General features: G+C 48.0%; 21 protein-coding genes. 9 read left to right on the forward strand and 12 right to left on the reverse strand.

Annotated elements, in window-relative coordinates:
• Position 1: 1 nt before the first annotated feature.
• Genes CWI82_RS01990 through tldD form a run of 3 tightly spaced genes read left to right on the forward strand, consistent with a single transcriptional unit; the run spans position 2 to position 6,141 of the window.
• On the forward strand, positions 2 to 3,934 hold the full coding sequence (locus CWI82_RS01990; protein ID WP_130202493.1) for a YhdP family protein: 3,933 nt from the start codon (positions 2 to 4) through the stop codon (positions 3,932 to 3,934).
• Positions 3,843 to 4,715: a carbon-nitrogen hydrolase family protein gene (locus tag CWI82_RS01995; RefSeq protein WP_233340173.1), complete on the forward strand. Its 873-nt coding sequence runs from the start codon at positions 3,843 to 3,845 to the stop codon at positions 4,713 to 4,715. The genes CWI82_RS01990 and CWI82_RS01995 overlap by 92 nt, the downstream gene beginning before the upstream one ends.
• On the forward strand, positions 4,696 to 6,141 hold the full coding sequence (gene tldD, locus CWI82_RS02000; protein WP_130202495.1) for a metalloprotease TldD: 1,446 nt from the start codon (positions 4,696 to 4,698) through the stop codon (positions 6,139 to 6,141). Before CWI82_RS01995 ends, tldD begins: the two co-directional genes overlap by 20 nt.
• Here the strand turns inward: tldD and yjgA are convergent.
• A complete protein-coding gene (gene yjgA, locus CWI82_RS02005) occupies positions 6,138 to 6,641 on the reverse strand; it encodes a ribosome biogenesis factor YjgA (RefSeq protein ID WP_177203798.1) in 504 nt (167 codons plus the stop codon). The two genes, tldD and yjgA, sit on opposite strands and share 4 nt — an antisense overlap.
• Positions 6,642 to 6,803: 162 nt before the next feature.
• Between yjgA and pmbA the strand changes: the two genes are divergently transcribed.
• Entirely contained in the window at positions 6,804 to 8,150 is a 1,347-nt protein-coding gene (pmbA, locus tag CWI82_RS02010; RefSeq protein WP_130202496.1) for a metalloprotease PmbA, read from the forward strand.
• On the opposite strand, the gene mgtE is transcribed toward pmbA, so the two are convergent.
• Genes mgtE through CWI82_RS02065 form a run of 11 tightly spaced genes read right to left on the reverse strand, consistent with a single transcriptional unit; the run spans position 8,147 to position 16,165 of the window.
• Positions 8,147 to 9,508 carry a magnesium transporter gene (gene mgtE, locus CWI82_RS02015; protein WP_092856657.1) on the reverse strand — a complete coding sequence of 454 codons (1,362 nt, stop codon included), beginning with the start codon at positions 9,506 to 9,508 and terminating at the stop codon, positions 8,147 to 8,149. The genes pmbA and mgtE overlap by 4 nt on opposite strands.
• 36 nt (positions 9,509 to 9,544) lie before the next feature.
• Entirely contained in the window at positions 9,545 to 9,823 is a 279-nt protein-coding gene (locus CWI82_RS02020; RefSeq protein WP_092856654.1) for an HPr family phosphocarrier protein, read from the reverse strand.
• A gap of 27 nt (positions 9,824 to 9,850) precedes the next feature.
• On the reverse strand, positions 9,851 to 10,708 hold the full coding sequence (gene rapZ / locus CWI82_RS02025; protein WP_130202497.1) for an RNase adapter RapZ: 858 nt from the start codon (positions 10,706 to 10,708) through the stop codon (positions 9,851 to 9,853).
• 11 nt (positions 10,709 to 10,719) lie between these two features.
• Positions 10,720 to 11,166, reverse strand: coding sequence for a PTS IIA-like nitrogen regulatory protein PtsN (gene ptsN / locus CWI82_RS02030; RefSeq protein WP_092856649.1), 447 nt, complete (start codon positions 11,164 to 11,166; stop codon positions 10,720 to 10,722).
• A gap of 3 nt (positions 11,167 to 11,169) precedes the next feature.
• Entirely contained in the window at positions 11,170 to 11,457 is a 288-nt protein-coding gene (gene hpf / locus CWI82_RS02035) for a ribosome hibernation promoting factor (RefSeq protein ID WP_092856647.1), read from the reverse strand.
• Positions 11,458 to 11,483: 26 nt separating this feature from the next.
• Positions 11,484 to 12,854, reverse strand: coding sequence for an RNA polymerase factor sigma-54 (locus CWI82_RS02040; protein ID WP_130202498.1), 1,371 nt, complete (start codon positions 12,852 to 12,854; stop codon positions 11,484 to 11,486).
• A gap of 8 nt (positions 12,855 to 12,862) precedes the next feature.
• Positions 12,863 to 13,588 carry an LPS export ABC transporter ATP-binding protein gene (gene lptB / locus CWI82_RS02045; protein WP_130202499.1) on the reverse strand — a complete coding sequence of 242 codons (726 nt, stop codon included), beginning with the start codon at positions 13,586 to 13,588 and terminating at the stop codon, positions 12,863 to 12,865.
• On the reverse strand, positions 13,569 to 14,102 hold the full coding sequence (gene lptA, locus CWI82_RS02050) for a lipopolysaccharide transport periplasmic protein LptA (protein WP_130202500.1): 534 nt from the start codon (positions 14,100 to 14,102) through the stop codon (positions 13,569 to 13,571). Before lptA ends, lptB begins: the two co-directional genes overlap by 20 nt.
• On the reverse strand, positions 14,059 to 14,634 hold the full coding sequence (lptC, locus tag CWI82_RS02055; protein ID WP_130202501.1) for an LPS export ABC transporter periplasmic protein LptC: 576 nt from the start codon (positions 14,632 to 14,634) through the stop codon (positions 14,059 to 14,061). Before lptC ends, lptA begins: the two co-directional genes overlap by 44 nt.
• Positions 14,631 to 15,179: a 3-deoxy-manno-octulosonate-8-phosphatase KdsC gene (kdsC, locus tag CWI82_RS02060; RefSeq protein ID WP_130203182.1), complete on the reverse strand. Its 549-nt coding sequence runs from the start codon at positions 15,177 to 15,179 to the stop codon at positions 14,631 to 14,633. The genes lptC and kdsC overlap by 4 nt, the downstream gene beginning before the upstream one ends.
• A 5-nt stretch (positions 15,180 to 15,184) precedes the next feature.
• Complete coding sequence (locus CWI82_RS02065) at positions 15,185 to 16,165, reverse strand: KpsF/GutQ family sugar-phosphate isomerase (protein WP_130202502.1); 981 nt, start codon at positions 16,163 to 16,165, stop codon at positions 15,185 to 15,187.
• Between the two features lie 198 nt (positions 16,166 to 16,363).
• Between CWI82_RS02065 and CWI82_RS02070 the strand changes: the two genes are divergently transcribed.
• The 5 genes from CWI82_RS02070 to CWI82_RS02090 are packed head-to-tail and all read left to right on the forward strand — an operon-like array spanning position 16,364 to position 19,452.
• Complete coding sequence (locus CWI82_RS02070) at positions 16,364 to 17,227, forward strand: ATP-binding cassette domain-containing protein (protein ID WP_130202503.1); 864 nt, start codon at positions 16,364 to 16,366, stop codon at positions 17,225 to 17,227.
• Positions 17,217 to 17,993: a lipid asymmetry maintenance ABC transporter permease subunit MlaE gene (gene mlaE / locus CWI82_RS02075; RefSeq protein ID WP_092856623.1), complete on the forward strand. Its 777-nt coding sequence runs from the start codon at positions 17,217 to 17,219 to the stop codon at positions 17,991 to 17,993. Before CWI82_RS02070 ends, mlaE begins: the two co-directional genes overlap by 11 nt.
• 5 nt (positions 17,994 to 17,998) lie before the next feature.
• The gene (mlaD, locus tag CWI82_RS02080; RefSeq protein ID WP_092856619.1) at positions 17,999 to 18,466 is read left to right on the forward strand and encodes an outer membrane lipid asymmetry maintenance protein MlaD; all 468 of its coding nucleotides are present in this window, start codon (positions 17,999 to 18,001) and stop codon (positions 18,464 to 18,466) included.
• Positions 18,467 to 18,475: 9 nt separating this feature from the next.
• On the forward strand, positions 18,476 to 19,138 hold the full coding sequence (locus tag CWI82_RS02085) for an MlaC/ttg2D family ABC transporter substrate-binding protein (RefSeq protein ID WP_092856616.1): 663 nt from the start codon (positions 18,476 to 18,478) through the stop codon (positions 19,136 to 19,138).
• Positions 19,138 to 19,452, forward strand: coding sequence for an STAS domain-containing protein (locus CWI82_RS02090; RefSeq protein ID WP_092856613.1), 315 nt, complete (start codon positions 19,138 to 19,140; stop codon positions 19,450 to 19,452). Before CWI82_RS02085 ends, CWI82_RS02090 begins: the two co-directional genes overlap by 1 nt.
• Positions 19,453 to 19,456: the final 4 nt, after the last annotated feature.

Consider the following 19,456-nt stretch of genomic DNA (forward strand, 5'->3'; position numbering starts at 1 on the left):
TATGGCGGGTAAGGCGTTTGGGTTTGTCTACCGAACTTTACTTTACACTATCGCAATCGCTTTGGTGCTTTTTGCGTTGCTGATTAGTGGGCTTCGCTATTTACTACCGCAACTGCCTGACGTGACCCAACAAGTCGAAGCGTTTCTAGCTAATAACTATGCAACCGAAGTTTCACTTGCACAAATAAGTGCTGACTGGGGACGCAGTGGCCCTGAGTTGATATTACATGAATTAGTGGTGCAGCCAGACGCAGCCAAGGCAACACGCGTAGAAGTAAATGAAGCGCGGGTGCTGATTGATTTTTGGGCAAGCGCCCGTTCATTCAGTATTCAATTTGAGCGTGTCCAACTGGATGCTATGCGCTTACATTACGACCTTCGCGACAGTTATGGCAATGGCGCCGATACGCAGTTCAAGCTTTCCAATAACCTGACCGATTTATTATTGCAACAGCTTGATTACATTCAAGTTGTTGATAGTACGCTGGAGCTTGTGAACTTAGTTGGTGCAACACGTACAATTGATATTACCGAGTTACGTTGGTCGAACCAACAACGACGCCATCAAGGTGTTGGAAAGTTAGCGTTTTCTAAGGTATCCGACAATACCTTAGATATCATTATCGATGTGCAGGGTTCTGATTCACGCGCATTAAATGGTCAGGTGTATGTCGCCGCAAACCAGTTGGATATTACGCCGTGGGTGCAGCAACAGATTATCGATACCGAAATCAAAACGGCTGAATTTAATTACAAGCTCTGGCTTAACTTTAAGCAAAATAAATTTACCGATGGCCTATTGCAACTCGGTGAGCAGGCTTTAGTTTGGGAAGTTGATCAACAGCAACATCAGTTACGCATTCCGAGTGGTGAGCTTAAATTGCGTCCTTATCGTGATGGCTGGCGCGTCAATTCAAATCCATTAACTATTGAACACAATCAACGCAGTTGGGAATTACCAACCTTTAGCTGGGAACAGACGCCGACAACAGCGGCAGTGAGTGTCGATGACCTCCCGTTGGCACCAGTACTTCAATTATTAAACCTATTCGGTAGCCAAGGTGCGCAAGTCAGCGAACAGTTCGCAGAGCGTGACACACAAGGCTTAATTGATGTGGTTTATGAAAGTGATATTAATGCCGGCGCGCGGTGGTTCGCGCAAGGCGAAAAACTAAGCTGGGGGCAATTTGCTGGCGTTCCCGGCTTAAGTAACGTCAATTTACGCGTACGAGGTATCGATAACCAATTAAGTTGGCAGTTAGATGGTACGGATGCCTCGTTTATTAGCCGTGCATTGGATTATGACGACCCATGGGCACTGCCAAAAATCGACTTGTCGGGGCAATTCGTATGGTTTGAGGATGGTGGCTGGCGCTTGCAGGTTGCTCCAGGTAGTGAGTTGCATTTAGATGGCTTATCAATTGGCCTCGTCGCTACATTGCAACCGAGTGACGAGTCGGTTTATGTTGATGCCATCGCAACGAGTTTGAACCAAGAGCCAATTGATGCTGAAGTATTGCGGCGTCATTTACCCGTGGTTATGGGCGACAATCTTCATGATTATCTTACTGTGGCCTTACAAGATGGCCAGGCGCAAGATCTCGCCATGGTGTGGCGTGGTGCCGTCGAACATTTTCCTTATCATGATAATCAAGGGATATTCGAAGCGCGCACTCGAATCTCCGGATTAAATTATAAGTTTCAACCAAACTGGCGGCCGATTTACGATGCCAACGCCGTGGTGAACTTTCGTAACGAGCGCATGCACATCAAAGCGACTGATGGACTGTTAGGGAATGTGCAAATCGAGCGCGCCGATGTGGTGCTACCTGACTTACTCGGTGGTGAGCAAGCGCGTTTAGATATTACCGCCGATATTGCTGGTAACGCGAACGAGTTAAAACCAATTTTTGACGACAGCCCGCTGGCAAATTCGCTGGGTACCACGTTTGCTGAACTTCAATTAAGCGGGCCAATGACGAGTCAGCTAAAATTGACCATTCCGTTAGCGGAATCACCTCAAGTTGTTGCGGAAGGCTATGCACAGTTAGATGATGTCAGTATGTATGTGCGTGGTTTAAAAGAGAGTTTTCGAAATCTACACGGTCGCGTACATTTTCGTAATGATGTGATTGACGCGCAAGATTTGGTTATGACCTGGCGCGGGTTTCCGTTGCAGGCAAATTTGAATAGCGCACAACGCGAAGATGATTACTATGTTGAGGTTGCGGCGTTGGGCACGTGGCAACTTGATGAATTTGCTCCGCTTACTGCCGGTGAGATGCCTTGGCAGGCCGATTTCAATTTAAGTTTACCCAAAGACGGTGGTTATTCTTTTCGGTGGCAACAAACCGCAGATTTACAGCCGACGGTCATTAATGTTCCTGCGCCATTTGCTAAAAATGCCGATGAATCAGAGCAGTTAGAGCTCATCGTTTCCGGTAGCCAAGATAGTATTTTGGTCAATGCTGAGCTTGGTGAGAGAGCCATGCTGGAGCTGCAATTTGATGGCGCCGCCAATGTTCTTCAATCGGGTTATGCGCGTATTGGTAACGCTGTATCACAAGCGCCAAACCCAAATGTTTTGCGGCTCAATCCAACGTTTACGGTCGAGGCAAACTTACCGCCGAGTGATGTTGAATTGTGGCTGGAACACTACGAGCACTTATTGAGTTTTATGCCTGAGGGTTCTGGTGAAAGCCAACTCGCTATGCTGTTACAACCGGATTATATTCAGCTTTTAAGTCCGCAATTAAATTATGGCAGTGTGGTGCTTAACGACGTGACTGTTGTTGGCTGGCCAGAACAAAAGAATTGGCGCGCGCGCATCGATTCTCAGCAAGTCATTACAGAAGTTGAGTGGCGCCCAGCAACAGCTGAAACGGGCAGTGCGCAGCTATTATTGAACGCTGACATTATTGAGTTACAGGGTGCTCAGCCAGAAGAAAAGCTCGATGAAGTACTCGAAGGAGAGCAAAGCAGTTATCCACAAAGCTTTGCAAAGTTGCCTGACATCTATTTAGCCTGCAAACGCTGTCGTTACAACGTATATGATTTAGGCGAAGTGAATCTTCACTTACGCGGCGACGAAAAGCAATTAGAACTGGTTGAATTCAGCGCGAATCATCGCAATCATACCCTGAAGGCGAGCGGTTCCTGGGCGCTGGAAACAGCGACACAGCACCCGCAAACACGTATCACCGGTGAATTTAGTTCACCAGATTTTGGTGAGTTTCTGGAAAACTACGAGTTCACCTCAATGGTGCGGGATAGTAATGCAACAATTGCTTTTGATCTAAGCTACCTTGGTGCGCCGCAAGAATTACAAGCAAGTTCGTTGAATGGCACCGTGAACTGGCGCTTAGGACAAGGTTACCTGAATGATGTGAGTGATCGAGGTGCGCGATTATTCTCGCTACTAAGTCTCGATAGTATTTTGCGCAAATTACGTTTCGACTTTCGTGATGTATTCGCAAATGGCTTGTTCTACACGAACTTTAGTGGGGATTTCAATATCGTCAATGGCATTGTCGCGACAGATAACACCCAACTCAACGGTGCTGCGGGCGATATGGAAGTGAAAGGCCAAACCAATTTAATGACGCGCAGCTTGGACTACGACTTGCAGTTTGTGCCGAAGGTCACTTCAAGTTTGCCAGTTATTTTAGCTTGGATGATTAATCCACCATCAGGGTTAGCTGCGTTAGTGATTGATCGCATGTTGCACGACGCCAAAGTAATTAGCCGTCTTGAATACAAAATTTCTGGCACTATGGATGAGCCACAAATTGAGGAAGTCGCGCGAGATAGCCGCGATGCGCCAATTCCACCGGAGGTGCAAGTTGAACCAAAAACAGAACAGCCATCAAGTACAACTGACGGCGCTACAACTAACCAGCAGCCCGAGCCCGCAACAGAATCTTCAGGAAATTGAGGCTCACTTACAACAACTCCCAGATTTTCGTCCCCAACTTGTGGTACTACCTGAGGCTTGTCTTTGCTTCGGCGCCGGTGACAAACGTCAGCGCGAAATAGCCGAACTCCCTGGCGTAGGCCCAATGCAAGACGGCCTCGCAGAATTGGCCAAGCGATTTAACGTGTGGTTAATTGGCGGAACTATGCCTCTCATCGACAACGTTGATGATACAAAATTTAGTGCGACGAGCTTGGTATTTAATCCTCAGGGCGAGTGCGTCGCGCGTTATAACAAAATGCATTTGTTTGATGTTGACGTTGCCGACAAAACCAAAAGCTACCGAGAGTCACATTGGACAGAAGCCGGTGATAGCGTTGTTACGGTCACCACAGAGTTCGGTACGATCGGGCTTGCAGTATGTTATGATGTGCGCTTTCCCGAGCTATTTCGCGCCTTAAGAAATGCTGGTGCAGATATTTTCGTATTACCTTCAGCCTTTACACAGGTTACCGGCAATGCGCATTGGCATGTGCTGACCCGTGCGCGAGCGATTGAGCAACAATGCTTTATGGTCGCCGCCGCCCAAGCTGGAGAACATGAAAATGGGCGTCAGACTTATGGGCACGCCCTTGTTATTGATGGTTGGGGCCGCATATTAGCTGAAACAGAAACGCTGCAACCGGGGTTAGCGACGGCGTTGGGCAATACCGACAGCTTACACAAAATCCGCCAAGATATTCCCGTAGCGAAACACTTCAACCGTAGTAAAAAGGTTATTCATGCAAGCACAGAACGTTGAGCAAAACCTGCTTCACCAATACCAATTAGATAGTGACAAATTACATCAATCGTTGGCGACGCTTTACACCGGCGCAATAGATTTTGCAGATATTTATTTGCAAAGTAGCGTAAATGAATCGTGGGTACTCGAAGACGGTATTGTCAAAGAAGGTAGCTTTCATATCGAAGCGGGGCTTGGAGTACGTGCGGTGCATGGGGATAAAACCGGTTTCGCGTACGCCGACGATATCTCACCGCAAGCACTGCAAAAAGCTGCAGCGGCTGCTCGCGGCATCAGCTTAGCTGGTCAAAATAAGCAGGTGCAAGCATTTGCTTCGGCTCCTGTCGGCATGCGATATGCACCAGTGAACCCATTAGCGAGTTTGAATGAGCAAGCGAAAATCGAGTTGCTGCGTGAAATTGATGCCTATGCGCGCAGTCTGGATTCGCGAGTAGTCGAAGTGATCGCCAGCATCAGCGGTAGCTATGACGAAGTGTTAGTTGCCGCAACCGATGGCACGTTTGCAACCGATATTCGACCTCTCGTACGCGTGAATTGTACGGTACTCGTCGAGCACAATGGTCGTCGTGAGCGCGGCAGTGCTGGAGGCGGCGCTCGTGTTGACTACCATTACTTTACTGCCAATGTGAGCGACAAGCCGCGCTGGCAAACCTACGCCGATGAAGCTGTTCGCCAAGCGTTGGTCAATTTAGAAGCACGTCCAGCGCCTGCTGGAACCATGCCGGTGGTGCTTGGTGCAGGATGGCCGGGTGTTCTCTTGCATGAAGCCGTGGGCCACGGTTTAGAGGGCGATTTTAACCGTAAAGGCGCATCGGCCTATGCCGGTAAAATCGGTGAAATGGTAGCCTCAGAATTGTGCACAATCGTAGATGATGGAACCTTGGCCGACCGTCGCGGCTCATTAGCCATTGACGACGAAGGTACCGAAGCGGGTTACAACGTGCTGATTGAAAAGGGCCGCTTGGTTGGCTACATGCAAGATAAAATGAATGCGCGCTTAATGGGCGTGAACCCAACCGGAAATGGTCGTCGTGAAAGCTACGCCCATTTACCAATGCCGCGCATGACCAATACCTACATGCTTGCTGGGGAACATGATCCAGAGGAAATTATTGGTAGTGTGAAACGCGGCATTTACGCTCCGCACTTTGCCGGTGGCCAAGTTGATATTACTTCAGGCAAGTTTGTGTTCTCAGCATCTGAAGCGTATTTGATAGAAGACGGTAAAATCACCGCACCAGTGAAAGGCGCGACGCTAATTGGTAATGGTCCAGATGCCATGCGACAGGTATCCATGGTTGGTCACGATCTCGCGTTAGACCAAGGCGTAGGTGTGTGCGGAAAAGATGGTCAAAGTGTTCCGGTTGGTGTTGGACAGCCAACCTTAAAATTAGATGCGATGACGGTGGGTGGCACCGACTAAGCGGTGGCCACCTCACGCAAATATTTGAACAGCTCGCGCTTCGCGGTCGGCGGTTTGTTTTGTTCAGCCTGTTTATTGGCCTGACGATACAACTGACGAAGTTTTTGCCGGTCAGCATTTGGATAAGTATCGATGAATTGCTGAATCGCATCATCACCAGTTGCCAATATCGCATCACGCTGTTTCTCAAGTTGATGAAACAAAGCGTTTTGTTCGTGATGCGAATGTTCGAGTTCAGCAAGTGCTTGCTCAATTGGCCCGGTATCGCGATGGCGCATCATTTTACCGATGAGCTGTAATTGGCGACGATAGCCTTCGCGCGTATTACGAATACGCTGTGCCAGATGAATAGCGTCAAGTAGCTCTTCATCGAGAGGAATTTTCGCTAATTTGCCTTCAGCAAGGCTGACGAGTTGTTCGCCCAGCTGTTGTTGCGCTTCGGCGGCGCGTTTTAGTTCGGATTTACTGACGATTTCATCGTCGTGCTCAAATTCGCTCATGGGGATGCCTCTGTGGTTTCGAGCGAATTGTACCCGAACAAGAGACATAAATACAAAAACGATATTAGCTATTGGATATTAGATATTAAAAAAGCAGGGTTAGAAGCGTCGTCGCTAATATCCAATAGCTAATATCGCAGTAAGGTTTTCAAAGGAGAGGTAATGATTCCTGACAAAAATGAACTACAAACAGAACTGCACGACGTCGAGCAGGCTGTCACCGACGCCATAGCCTACGCCAAGCAACTTGGCGTAAGTGCAGCTGAGTGCGCGATGAGCCGCAGTAGTGGCATCAACGTTGCCACTCGGTTAGGTGAAGTAGAAACGGTTGAGTTCAATCAAGACGGCGCACTGGGGATTACGGTTTTTCGGGGTCAGCAAAAAGGTTCATCTTCTACCACCGACTTGACCGCGAAAGCGATTCGCGCAGCAGTAGAGAAGGCAAACGATATTGCGCGCTATACCTCGGCAGACCCATATTCTGGGTTAGCGCCGGCTGAAATGATGGCAACGGATATCCCTGATTTGGATTTATGTCATCCAGCCGATCAGAGTGCCGAGTTTGCACTCCAGCAGGCTCTTGCTTGTGAAAATCACGCACTCCAGCTTGATCCGCGCATCGTTAACTCTGATGGTGCTGGCTACAGTAGCCATGTTGGCTATCGTGTGTATGGTAATAGTCACGGTTTCGTTGCCGGTTATTTACAGTCGCGGCATAGCTTAAGTTGCTCATTAATTGCGAAAAGTGGCGATGCGATGCAGCGTGATTATAGCTATACCGTGGCGCGCCATCGTGACGATTTATGGACACCGCAACAGGTTGCCGAAGACGCTGTACAAAGCACCGTATCGCGTTTGGATGCGCGCAAAATTGCGACCGCAAAGGTACCTGTGATTTTCCGTGCCGATGTCGCGAATAGCCTATTTGGGCATTTGGTCGCCGGTATTAGCGGTGGTAGTTTGTATCGTAAATCGAGCTTTCTCGTGGACCATTTAGGTAAGCAAGTGTTGCCAAGTTGGTTAACTGTGCAAGAGCGTCCACATTTGCGTGGTGCACTGGCGAGTAGTCCGTTTGACCATGAAGGTCTGGCGACGCATGATCGCGATATCATTCAAGATGGTGTGCTACAAACGTACTTATTAACCAGTTATTCGGCGCGCAAACTGGGTATGCAGCCAACAGGCCATGCCGGCGGTATTCATACTTGGGAAGTGAATCATCAAGTGAAAGATTTATCTGCTTTGTGCAAAAAAATGGGTACCGGATTGCTGGTAACCGAACTGATGGGGCAGGGTGTGAACATCGTGAATGGCGATTACTCGCGCGGTGCTGCAGGTTTCTGGGTTGAGAATGGCGAGATTCAGTACCCAGTTGAAGAAATCACCATTGCCGGCAATTTAAAAGATATGTTGGCAAATATTGTAGCCATTGCGGGTGATGTTGATGCACGGCATGGCGTGCGCACTGGGTCGGTCTTACTAGAAGAAATGCGTATTGCTGGGGTTTAACCCAGCAATAGAGTGGCAGTGCCAAGGAATGCAAAAATACCAACGACATCGGTTACGGTGGTGAGAATCACACCGCCGGCTAAAGCCGGATCGATATCAAACTTTTTCAAAATCAGCGGCACCGTGACGCCCGCTAAACCAGCGGCTAACAGGTTCGCCATCATCGCAAATGCGATGATACCTCCTATCACAAGATCTTGTTTCCATAGCGCAACGACACCGGCAATGAGAATTGCCCAAATGACACCGTTGAGCGCACCAATTGCCAGCTCTTTACCAATTAACCAACGTTGGTTACTTTGACCAATGTGCCCCAACGCCATACCGCGAATCACCAATGTTAAAGTTTGTGAACCGGCAATGCCGCCCATACTTGGCACAATGGTGTTTAAGATGGCAAGAATTGCCATTTGCGCCAAGATGTCCTCGAACATTGAGCTCACCGCTGCGGCGAGGAGTGCGGTTATGAGGTTAACGCCCAACCAAATACTGCGGCGCCGAGTACTTTTGAGTACTGGCGCAAACGTATCTTCGTCGTCATCTAAACCGGCCATGCTCAACATTGAATGTTGTGCGTCTTCACGAATGATATCAACTACGTCATCGATAGTGATACGACCGAGCAAGCGGTTTTCATCATCAACAACGGGCGCCGAGATCCAGTCTTGGCGTTCAAATAGCTTGGCGACTTCGGTCTCATCCATATCGACCGCAATGCCTTGAATATCCTGATCCATGACGTCGCTAACGAGCTTGGTCGGGTCAACGGTGAGTAATCGCGTAATACCAATCTCACCAATAAACTTGTCATCGCGATCAACCACATACAATTTGTCGGTGGCTTCGGGTAGCTCGCCTTTCAGTCGCAAATACCGTAGGACCACATCGATGGTGACATCGGGACGTAAGGTGATGGTATCGGTATTCATCATACCGCCGGCAGTTTCGTCGGCGTATGACAAGGCTTGTTCTGCACGATGGCGATCTTGCTCGTCCATCGACTTTAGAACTTCTTGATAAATTTGCTCCGGCAGACCACGTAAAACGTAGGCAAGGTCATCGGTGTCCATACCTTCGGTTGCTGCTGCCAGCTTTTCTGGCGCCATTTGCCGAATAACGGACTTCTGAACTTCTTCCGAGAGTTCCTCGAGAATATCACCATGCTCGTCGGCATCAACTAATTGCCAGATGATGGCACGGGCTTTAGGCGGGGATGATTCGAGAAGAAGGGCAACATCCCAGGCCGGCAGGTTATGAAGCTGACGTCGCGCCTGCACGTACATGCCACGAGCTAACGATTCAGAAACTTCCTGAATGCGTTGTTCGGCAAATTCTTTGTCGGCGACTTCAGCTAGCATACGTTAAACCCTCAGTAATAAGAGAAGTTTACCGCATCATTGCTCTTCATCAAAGCGAGATTCAATTAAGTTTGCAATAGCATCAACGGCTTGGCTTGCTTCGTTACCTTCAGCAACGATATCAATCTCACGACCTTGACCACTCGCCAATAGCAGTAAACACATGACGCTCGAGGCATCCACATGCTGTTCGCCTTGTACAATGGATACTTGGGCATCAAATTGATGAGCGAGCTTAGCAAGCTTGGTTGCGGCGCGTGCGTGCAGGCCGAGCTTATTGCGGATGGTAACGGTGCGACGGATGACATCGGTCATAAGAAAACCTTTAAAGAGCTTTAGGCGTCATGATTTTGCGTGGCGACTTGATTCACGATGTCGCACTTGCACCTTGAATGGTTGTTCAGCGAAACGCTTGGCAAGTTGTTCGGCAATATAAACCGAGCGATGCTGGCCACCCGTACAGCCGATGCCTATGGTTAAGTAACTTCGGTTGCTCCGCTGAAAATGTGGTAACCAGGTTTCAAAAAACACTTCAAGCTGATGAATAAACTTAGTTACTAGCGGCTGCTGCTCAAAAAAATGTTGTACTGCCGGGTCATTGCCAGTTAATGGCTTGAGCTCTGGCACCCAGTGCGGGTTGGGTAAAATACGCGCATCAAATGCATAGTCTAAATCAGGCGGTAGCCCATATTTGTAGCCAAAGGACTGAAACACCACAATTAATCGTGAAGCGGCTTTACCAAGCACGCGCTCGGACACTTGTTCGCTGAGCTGATGAACACTCAAATCACTACTATCGATACGCCAAGTTGCGCGTTCCGCCAATGGCTCAAGCATCGCTGCTTCAGCGGCTAAGGCATCCGCCAATGGCATTTCTTTTTGTGAGAGCGGGTGCAGGCGACGGGTTTCGCCAAAGCGTCTTAGTAAAATTGCTTCCGATGAGTCGATGTAGAGAATTTCTGGTTTAACTTTGCTGGGCAGAAAATCGAGCGCTTCGGTAAGCTCATTTTGATCGGCAGGTAAATTGCGCACATCAACACTGACCGCAACTTTGTCATATTGATCAATGACTGCATGCACAAGTGTAGGCATCAGAGTAATCGGTAAATTATCGACACAGTAATAGCCGAGATCTTCAAGAACTCTCAGCGCAATAGTTTTCCCGGAGCCGGATCGGCCTGTGACAATAATTAATTGCATGATGCTTCTACTTAACCCGTGAACAGGTCATATAATTCTTGATCGCTCTGGGCATCACGTAAAGCCCGCGTACAATTCTTATCATTTAATCGTTGTGCCACCGACGCCAGAGTTTGCAAGTGTTGCTCATGCTGGTCTTCAGGTACCAATAGCGCGAAAATAATGTCGACCGGCTGATTATCAATGGCGTCGAAATCGATAGGTGCTGATAGCGTCATGAGTATTGCTACAGGTTTGTTAGCACTCGCTAACCGACCGTGTGGAATTGCAACGCCCATACCGATACCGGTGCTGCCCAATCGTTCGCGATTCAGCAGGCTTTCAAAGACATCGAAGCTGGTAGTGCCAGACAGGCGAGGCGCGGCCAGTTGGCCAATGAGCTCAAGTACTTTCTTTTTACTTGAGCCGTCGACTGCACAGCGCGTGCAGTCGGGGCTTAACAAGGTGGATAAATCCATGATTTAGTGACGTTTCATCTTTTCTTTATGTTTAATAACCTGCCGATCGAGTTTGTCGATCAACCCGTCGATGGCGGCATACATATCTTGATGCTCTGAATCTGCGAAAATTTCGCCGCCATTCAAATGCAGCGTAGCTTCCGCTTTTTGCGTCAACTTTTCAACATTTAAAATGACATGGACGTTATTTATGTGGTCAAAATGACGTTCGAGCTTGCTAAATTTGCTATCAACATACTCGCGCAAGGCGTCAGTGATTTCTACGTGATGACCAGTCAGATTAATTTGCATAACATCTTCCTTCTGTTGTCCAAGATTCAGATAAGACGTTTGCGTTGACTCGAGGGCGGAATATTGAGTGCCTCTCGATACTTCGCAATGGTCCGTCTAGCTACTTGGATACCCTGTTCCGCTAGGAGTTCAGTCAATTTACTGTCACTCAGCGGCTTTTTCGGGTTTTCCGCAGCAACTAGCTTTTTCAACAACGCGCGTATCGCCGTTGATGAAGCTTCTCCACCCGTATCAGTGCCAAGCTGACTAGAGAAGAAGTACTTCAATTCAAACACACCACGCGGCGAATGCATATACTTTTGCGTGGTTACTCGTGAAATAGTTGATTCGTGCATATCAACCGCACTGGCAATGTCCGCTAAAACCATCGGTTTCATGGCTTCTTCACCGTATTCAAAGAAGCCTTGTTGGCGCAAAACAATAGCGTTGGCTACCTTGAGCAACGTTTCGTTGCGGCTATCAAGGCTACGAATAAACCATTTGGCTTCTTGTGTTTGCTGGCGTATGTATTGCATGTCATCAGTTTGGCGCGATCCTTGGCATAACTTCGCGTAACTTTCATTTACCTTAAGTTTAGGCACACTTTCTGGATTTAGCTCAACCATCCAGCGATTATTTTTTTTGCGCACTAAAATATCCGGAATCACATAGTCGTCATCACTTTGATTGAACGCCTCGCCCGGTCGCGGTTGTAGTTGTTGAATGAGCTCAATGACTGCGGCTAAGTCGTCTTCATTCAAGCGTAATCGCCGCGCCAACGTTCGGTAATCACGACTGCCCAAAAGAGCTAAATGCTCACGAACTGCCGTAAACGCTTCATTGCGCCACGGTGTATCGGTGGGTAAGTGTAGAAGTTGCAAGGCGAGGCATTCACCGACATCGCGAGCGCCGACGCCGATAGGGTCAAAATGTTGAATACGCTTAAGTACAACAGCCACTTCATCGAGCTCAACTGGCTCGTCTAACTGCTGATTGACGGCGCTAATGATGTCGTCAAGCGAGGCGGTTAAGTAACCACTATCATCAATGGCGTCAATGATGGCGAGGGCAATGACTTCATCAACAGTAGAAAAATGCGAGAGCTGCATTTGCCAGATTAGATGGTCGTGCAAACTTGTGCTTGAGGCGCCTTCAAATACTGAATCCTCGCCATCGAAACTCGATGCTGACTGACCTAAAGAAGCAGAACAAGGACTATCCCATAATTCATCGTCGCTGATTGCGGTTTCGCCCTCCGCTTCGGCTTGCTCAAGTTCAAGTAGGGGATTTTCTTCAAGCGCTTGTTGAACTTCTTGCTGTAGTTCCAGCGTTGAAAGCTGCAACAGTTTAATCGCCTGCTGCAGCTGTGGAGTCATTGACAGCTGCTGAGAGAACTTAAACTGCAGACCTTGTTTCATTAAACCACCTAGAGGGTGAATTGTTCGCCCAAATACACGTCTCTAACCTGTTGGTTATTTAAGATGGTATGGGCGTCACCGGTCGCTATCAACTCACCGTGGCTAACAATATAAGCATTTTCACAAACCGAGAGGGTTTCGCGTACGTTGTGATCAGTAATTAGCACTCCAATGCCGCGATTTTTCAGATGCTCAATAATTTTTTTAATATCGAGAACTGAAATGGGGTCGACGCCTGCAAACGGTTCATCGAGCAAAATAAACGCTGGGTCAGCGGCAAGAGCACGAGCAATCTCGACGCGACGACGTTCACCGCCGGACAAGCTCATCCCGAGGCTATTCGCAATGTGGCCAATATGAAACTCTTCGAGCAGACCATCTAAACGTTCTTCACGGCCATTGGCATCGAGGTCTTTGCGCGTCTCTAAGATCGCCATGATATTGTCACGTACGGTCAATTTTCGAAATATTGAGGACTCTTGCGGCAGATACCCAATACCGCGGCGCGCACGCTCATGCATTGGAAGCAACGAAATATCTTCGTCATCAATCATGATGCGACCTTTATCGTTGTTGACCAAGCCAACAATCATATAGAAAGTAGTCGTTTTACCAGCCCCATTCGGGCCCAGCAAGCCGATAATTTGACCGGATTCTACGGTTAGACTGACGTCTTTTACTACTTGCCGCTTGTTGTACGATTTCGCGAGATGCTCAGCGATTAGTCGGCTCATTCTGGTTGTCGCTCTTTTTCTTTGGCATAAAAATGGTGGTCACACGATCCGCATCATCTTCGCTACGGTTAGCTGAAAGCTGTTGCGTCGCAAAGTTATAGATAATCTCGCTACCTTGTATCACGCTATTTTCTTGCGAGACCTTCACATTGCCAGAGAGTGTCAATAATTGCTGGCTTTGATCGTAACTAATTATTTCCGCTTCAGCCGTGATGGGCGAGCCATCGTCCAACTGCTGCTCATAAACAGCGGGGCTACCTGTGGCGGTGAATACATCCGTTTGATCATCACGACGTGTCACTTCAAGATGATCGGCACGAATCGATAAGCTACCCTGACGAATCACGACATTTTGATCGAACACCGCTACTTTTTTGGCCACATCAAATGACTCACGTTCGGCATTAATCTGAATCGGCTTATCAAAGTCTTCGCGACCTTGCGCAGCGCTCTCATTCACACTTATAGCATTAATTGCTAGTAGCACTACGACCGGTATAAATCGTTTCAACATGTTTTGTCATTTCCAATGTTTGGGCGCGCAAATCGGCACGCATTCCTTCACCTTTTGCCGTGAAGTCACGACCAATAATTAACACCGGCTGTTCGGTGATAACCAATTCTTCGCGCGTATTAATTGTCAAATAACTGGTTTCAATACGTTCGACAAATTCTTCGGCAGACAGACTCGTCATTTCAATATTACGTTCTAATACCAGTGTTTTATCTGCATAAAACGAACCTTGTTCGGCTTCAACTTGCCACATCGGCCCGTTATTATCGAGCTGCACAATATAAGTTGGCGCCATTAACTCGGTTAGTCCAATGGGGCTGTAGTGCGTCATTTGTTCGGCAGCTATTTTGTGAGCAAGTTCACCTTGTTCGCCGTATACCCGCACAATTAAACCTTTGGCGGTAAAGTCAGGTTTTATTTCTCGATAACCCTGCTGTTCTTCGGTACTCACGCTGTCATCGAACGGTCGCCAAATCAGCATTGCCGCTGCGAGAAAGATAATGCCAATGATAACCAGAATATTCCGATTCACAGGCTCACTCCACCGTGCAATTGTAATTGTCCCTGTGCCAACAAAATTAAATCGCTTAATTCCCGCACGGCACCGTAACCGCCGCGTTGTGCGGTGACATAATCTGCCGATTGTTGCACAAACGGATGCCCATCTTGCACTGACACACCAACGCCACTGCGCTTGAGCATGTCAACATCAGGTACATCATCACCGATACTGGCAACTTCATGTGCATCTAAGTTTAGCTTGGTCAACAACTGCTCAAAGCAGGTTAATTTATCTTCTTGGCCTTGATAAATATGCTTTACCCCCAGCGCGGTCATACGATTTTCGACAATGGCCGAACGTCGCCCGGTAATCACAGCAACCTCGATGCCAGCATTCAGCAGTGCTTTGACGCCAAACCCATCACGTGTATTAAACGCTTTAAGTTCTTCTCCTTGGTTACCCAAGTAGATACAGCCGTCAGAAAACACCCCGTCGACATCGCAAACCACCAGTTTAATTTGCTGGAATCGATCAAATAATGTCGCATTAATGTCGCCGTACCAGGTACTGATCATTTCCATTACATCACTCCGGCTTTCAAAAGGTCATGCATATTCAAGGCGCCCTGAGGGATACCGTTTTCATCGACAACAAACAGGCCATTAATTTTACGGTCTTCCATTAACTTCAAACCCTGCGCAGCAAGCACATCGGGTTTAATGGTTACAGGTTGACGTGTCATCACTTGCGCTATTGGGGTACTGTGCAGATCGATTCGCTGGTCGAGGATACGACGCAAATCGCCGTCGGTAAAGATACCTGCGAGCTTTCCTTCGATGTTTGCAACACCGGTCATTCCCAAACCTTTGCGTGACATTTCTAATAAAGCTTCAGAAATCGTCGCTTGTTCGGCAACCATCGGCATGCGTTCACCATCATGCATGACATCATGAATGTGTAGTAGCAATCGGCGGCCAAGACTTCCGCCTGGGTGCGACATAGCAAAATCATCAGCAGTAAAACCGCGAGCATTCAAAAGTGCCACAGCGAGGGCGTCGCCCATGACCAAAGTCGCCGTTGTAGACGACGTGGGTGCTAGCCCCAGCGGGCATGCTTCTTGCTCAACTGCAATACAAACATGCACATCCGCAATGTCGGCCAGCGTTGATTTCGGGTTGCCAGTCATACTGACCAGCTTAACGCCGCGGCGCTTGATGAGTGGGGCGATAGCCAGCAATTCACCAGTTTCTCCGGAATTGGAAATCGCCAATACCACGTCGTGTTCCGTTATCATGCCAAGGTCACCGTGACTTGCTTCGCCCGGATGCACAAAAAAGGCTGGTGTGCCGGTTGACGCCAGTGTCGCTGCAATTTTTCCGCCAATATGGCCAGATTTACCCATACCAATCACAATCACGCGGCCACGGCAATTTAAGAGCAACTCACAAGCGTGCTCAAAATCGCCGTTGAGATACTGTTTTAAACCAGAAACGGCGGCAGTCTCGATATCAATAACGCGCTCGCCAAGCTCGCGAAATGAACGGTTGCTGGAATCTGTCATAACTGATTTTGCTCCGACCCAATGTGATGGCATGTGCTATTGCTTGTCCTAAACTCAGATAATAACCGATCGAAAAGCGAAATGCAGACGTAAAAAGCATAGAAACTAACGAATTGTCACAATTTTTACCGCCTTAATCTTTGGAAAAAGCGCTAAATCTGGTACACTAGCGGGCTCGAAAAGGGAGATATCAAGGCGATGCAGACGGCTCAAAAATCAACGAGCAACCAGCCACAAACTCATAGTAACGACGAAGCATTAGTTGTTATCGACAACATTGACTTCGCGCACGGGTTCGGCGCTCATCAAGTTTATCGCGGTTTATCCATGCGTATACCCAAAGGCAAAATCACCGCAGTGATGGGGCCAAGTGGTATCGGTAAAACAACCTTGTTGCGCTTAATTGGTGCACAGTTGCGACCTCAGCAAGGGACAATTACTTTCGCTGGTGAAAATATTCATGCGTTGGGGCGTTCAGACTTATACGAACTGCGCAAACGAATGAGTATGTTGTTTCAAAGCGGTGCGTTGTTCACTGATATGACGGTGTATGACAACGTTGCGTTTCCAATTCGTGAGCATAGCCAGCTCCCTGAAGAAATTATTGAAACCATCGTTAAATTGAAGCTTGAAGCGGTTGGTTTGCGTGGTGCACGTCATCTTATGCCAGCTGAGTTATCCGGTGGTATGGCACGGCGTGCGGCACTGGCTCGGGCAATTGCGCTTGACCCTGAACTCATCATGTACGATGAACCATTTGCTGGACAAGATCCAATCTCAATGGGCGTTATCGTGAAGTTGATTAAAGAACTGAATCAATCGCTGGGGTTAACCAGCATTGTGGTGACGCACGACGTTGCGGAAGTTATGACCATTGCCGATTACGTCTACATTATTGCGGATAAAAAGGTTGTTGGTCATGGTACGCCAAGTGAGCTAGAAGCCTCTGACGATCCTTTGGTTCATCAGTTTTTACATGGTGAAGCCGATGGTCCTGTGCCGTTTCATTATGCCGCACCATCGCTCGAAGATGAATTATTGGGGGTGGACAATGCTCGATAGAGTTGCCGCACTAGGGCGAACCACCCTAAATACGATTGCAGGTGCCGGAGCAGCGTTTTTTATGCTGATGCGAGCGTTAGTGGGAAAACCTACCTTGCGTAAATCGTGGCCGCTGTTGATGCAGCAAATGTACTCGGTTGGGGTCTTGTCGTTGGTGATAATCGTCGTCAGCGGCCTATTTATCGGTATGGTGCTTGGCTTGCAAGGTTACACCATATTGGTGGACTTCGGTGCTGAGCAATCACTGGGTCCGATGGTGGCACTGTCGTTGCTTCGTGAACTCGGTCCAGTGGTCACTGCGTTGCTGTTTGCCGGTCGTGCTGGCTCAGCACTAACGGCAGAAATCGGCTTAATGAAAGCGACCGAACAGTTGTCGAGCCTTGAGATGATGGGAGTTGACCCGTTACGTCGTGTTATTTCACCGCGGTTTTGGGCGGGCTTTTACAGCATGCCAATTCTTGCCTTGGTGTTCTCGGCGGTTGGTATCTACGGCGGTTATTTAGTCGGGGTACGTTGGTTAGGTGTTGACGATGGCGCGTTCTGGTCGGTCATGCAGTCGAATGTGGAATGGGGCCAAGACATTGTCAACGGCATTATCAAAAGTTTAGTTTTCGCGTTTGTGGTCACCTGGATTGCTTTGTATAAAGGCTACAGCTGTACACCGACTTCGGTTGGTATAAGTCGTGCCACAACATCGACGGTAGTCACTGCATCCTTAGCAGTGCTCGGCCTCGACTTCGTATTAACAGCATTGATGTTTGGATAAGAGCTATGGAATCAAGAAATACACAACTCGCAGTCGGTTTCTTTGTCATTATTGGCGTTCTGGCATTGTTGTTTTTAGGCTTGCAAGCAGCCAATACAAGTGTTGTGACGAATGGTGAAACGTATAAACTTTATGCAAAGTTCGACAACATTGGTGGACTAAAAGAACGCTCGCCTGTCAAAGTGGGCGGTGTTGTTGTTGGCCGTGTCAGCAAGATTTCACTTAGCGGTGATTATTATGAACCATTGGTTGAGATGACAATTAGCCAAGAATACAGTGAATTTTCTGATACAACATCGGTCTCAATTCTGACTTCAGGAATATTAGGTGAGCAATATATCGGCTTGAATCCGGGATTTATTGACGACACCGTTGAGATGTTAAAAGACGGCGATCAGATTTATGACACGAAATCAGCGCTGGTATTAGAGGACTTAATTGGGCAGTTCCTATTTAGTCAGGGTAAAGATTAAGGAGTACGTATGAAACAATGGTTGTTAGCACTTGTAGTTGCGGTAGTTGCAGTTACCGGTAGTGGTGTTGCGCAGGCCGAGTTAATTCGTGACGAGAATCCATACATCTTATTGGAGAAACTCGCGAATAAAACTATCGAGCGAATTGAGCAAGATCGTGAACTTATTGATCAAGATATCAACCATATTCGTGTCGTCATTCGCGAAGAAATGATGCCATATGTGGATTACGTTTACGCCGCCAAGCGTGTGTTAGGTCGTAACTTAACTGATACTACCGAAGAGCAACGGCAAGAATTTTACACAGTATTTCGTGATTACTTAATCACCACATACGCGGGTGCATTTACCCAATATGACGAGACCAAGCACACCATCGAGTTCGGTGACTCTGGTCGGTTTGAAGAAGGTAGCCGCATGGTGGTTGTTAACACGCGACTGATTGAAGAAGGTCGTCCACCCGTGCGTATGGATTTTAAAATGCGTTATGACAATGGCGATAACGTTTGGAAAGCATACGATCTCGTCGTTGAAGGTGTTAGCTTACTGAATAGTAAGCAAGCGGAAATCAGCGCAGTGATCCGTAGTAACGGGATTGATGGCACGATTGCATTGTTACGCGAAAAGGCGCAAGAATCAGTGAAGCCGCATGATGGCGTAGGTGCCGAATAATGAAAACTTGCGAGTGGCAGCGTGGTGAAGACAACGAAATTCAATTCATCGGTGAATTGGATCGGATGACTGTACCTGCACTTTGGAAGCAACGTAAGAGCTGGCTAAGCGGTGAGCAAGTGCTTACTCTAAATCTGCAAGGCGTCACCAAAATAGATTCAGCCGGCGTGGCGATGCTGCTTGAAGCCAAACGTGCAGTGTTAGCAGATCAACGTGAGCTCGCTATAACTCATGCGAACCAACAGCTGCACGCCATGGTGCAGGTTAGTGGTGTGTCGGCACTACTACAACTGAATGAACACACAAATAAATAAAAGC

The organism is Pseudidiomarina tainanensis (assembly GCF_004214835.1).
Lineage (GTDB): Bacteria > Pseudomonadota > Gammaproteobacteria > Enterobacterales > Alteromonadaceae > Pseudidiomarina > Pseudidiomarina tainanensis.

Excerpts from the sequence above, each read along its gene's own strand:
- CWI82_RS01990 (WP_130202493.1), top strand. The coding sequence starts at position 2 with ATGGCGGGTAAGGCGTTTGGGTTTGTCTACCGAACTTTACTTTACACT.
- tldD (WP_130202495.1), top strand. The coding sequence starts at position 4,696 with ATGCAAGCACAGAACGTTGAGCAAAACCTGCTTCACCAATACCAATTA.
- yjgA (WP_177203798.1), bottom strand. The coding sequence starts at position 6,641 with ATGAGCGAATTTGAGCACGACGATGAAATCGTCAGTAAATCCGAACTA.
- pmbA (WP_130202496.1), top strand. The coding sequence starts at position 6,804 with ATGATTCCTGACAAAAATGAACTACAAACAGAACTGCACGACGTCGAG.
- mgtE (WP_092856657.1), bottom strand. The coding sequence starts at position 9,508 with ATGCTAGCTGAAGTCGCCGACAAAGAATTTGCCGAACAACGCATTCAG.
- CWI82_RS02020 (WP_092856654.1), bottom strand. The coding sequence starts at position 9,823 with ATGACCGATGTCATCCGTCGCACCGTTACCATCCGCAATAAGCTCGGC.
- rapZ (WP_130202497.1), bottom strand. The coding sequence starts at position 10,708 with ATGCAATTAATTATTGTCACAGGCCGATCCGGCTCCGGGAAAACTATT.
- ptsN (WP_092856649.1), bottom strand. The coding sequence starts at position 11,166 with ATGGATTTATCCACCTTGTTAAGCCCCGACTGCACGCGCTGTGCAGTC.
- hpf (WP_092856647.1), bottom strand. The coding sequence starts at position 11,457 with ATGCAAATTAATCTGACTGGTCATCACGTAGAAATCACTGACGCCTTG.
- CWI82_RS02040 (WP_130202498.1), bottom strand. The coding sequence starts at position 12,854 with ATGAAACAAGGTCTGCAGTTTAAGTTCTCTCAGCAGCTGTCAATGACT.
- lptB (WP_130202499.1), bottom strand. The coding sequence starts at position 13,588 with ATGAGCCGACTAATCGCTGAGCATCTCGCGAAATCGTACAACAAGCGG.
- lptA (WP_130202500.1), bottom strand. The coding sequence starts at position 14,102 with ATGTTGAAACGATTTATACCGGTCGTAGTGCTACTAGCAATTAATGCT.
- kdsC (WP_130203182.1), bottom strand. The coding sequence starts at position 15,179 with ATGATCAGTACCTGGTACGGCGACATTAATGCGACATTATTTGATCGA.
- CWI82_RS02065 (WP_130202502.1), bottom strand. The coding sequence starts at position 16,165 with ATGACAGATTCCAGCAACCGTTCATTTCGCGAGCTTGGCGAGCGCGTT.
- CWI82_RS02070 (WP_130202503.1), top strand. The coding sequence starts at position 16,364 with ATGCAGACGGCTCAAAAATCAACGAGCAACCAGCCACAAACTCATAGT.
- mlaE (WP_092856623.1), top strand. The coding sequence starts at position 17,217 with ATGCTCGATAGAGTTGCCGCACTAGGGCGAACCACCCTAAATACGATT.
- mlaD (WP_092856619.1), top strand. The coding sequence starts at position 17,999 with ATGGAATCAAGAAATACACAACTCGCAGTCGGTTTCTTTGTCATTATT.
- CWI82_RS02085 (WP_092856616.1), top strand. The coding sequence starts at position 18,476 with ATGAAACAATGGTTGTTAGCACTTGTAGTTGCGGTAGTTGCAGTTACC.
- CWI82_RS02090 (WP_092856613.1), top strand. The coding sequence starts at position 19,138 with ATGAAAACTTGCGAGTGGCAGCGTGGTGAAGACAACGAAATTCAATTC.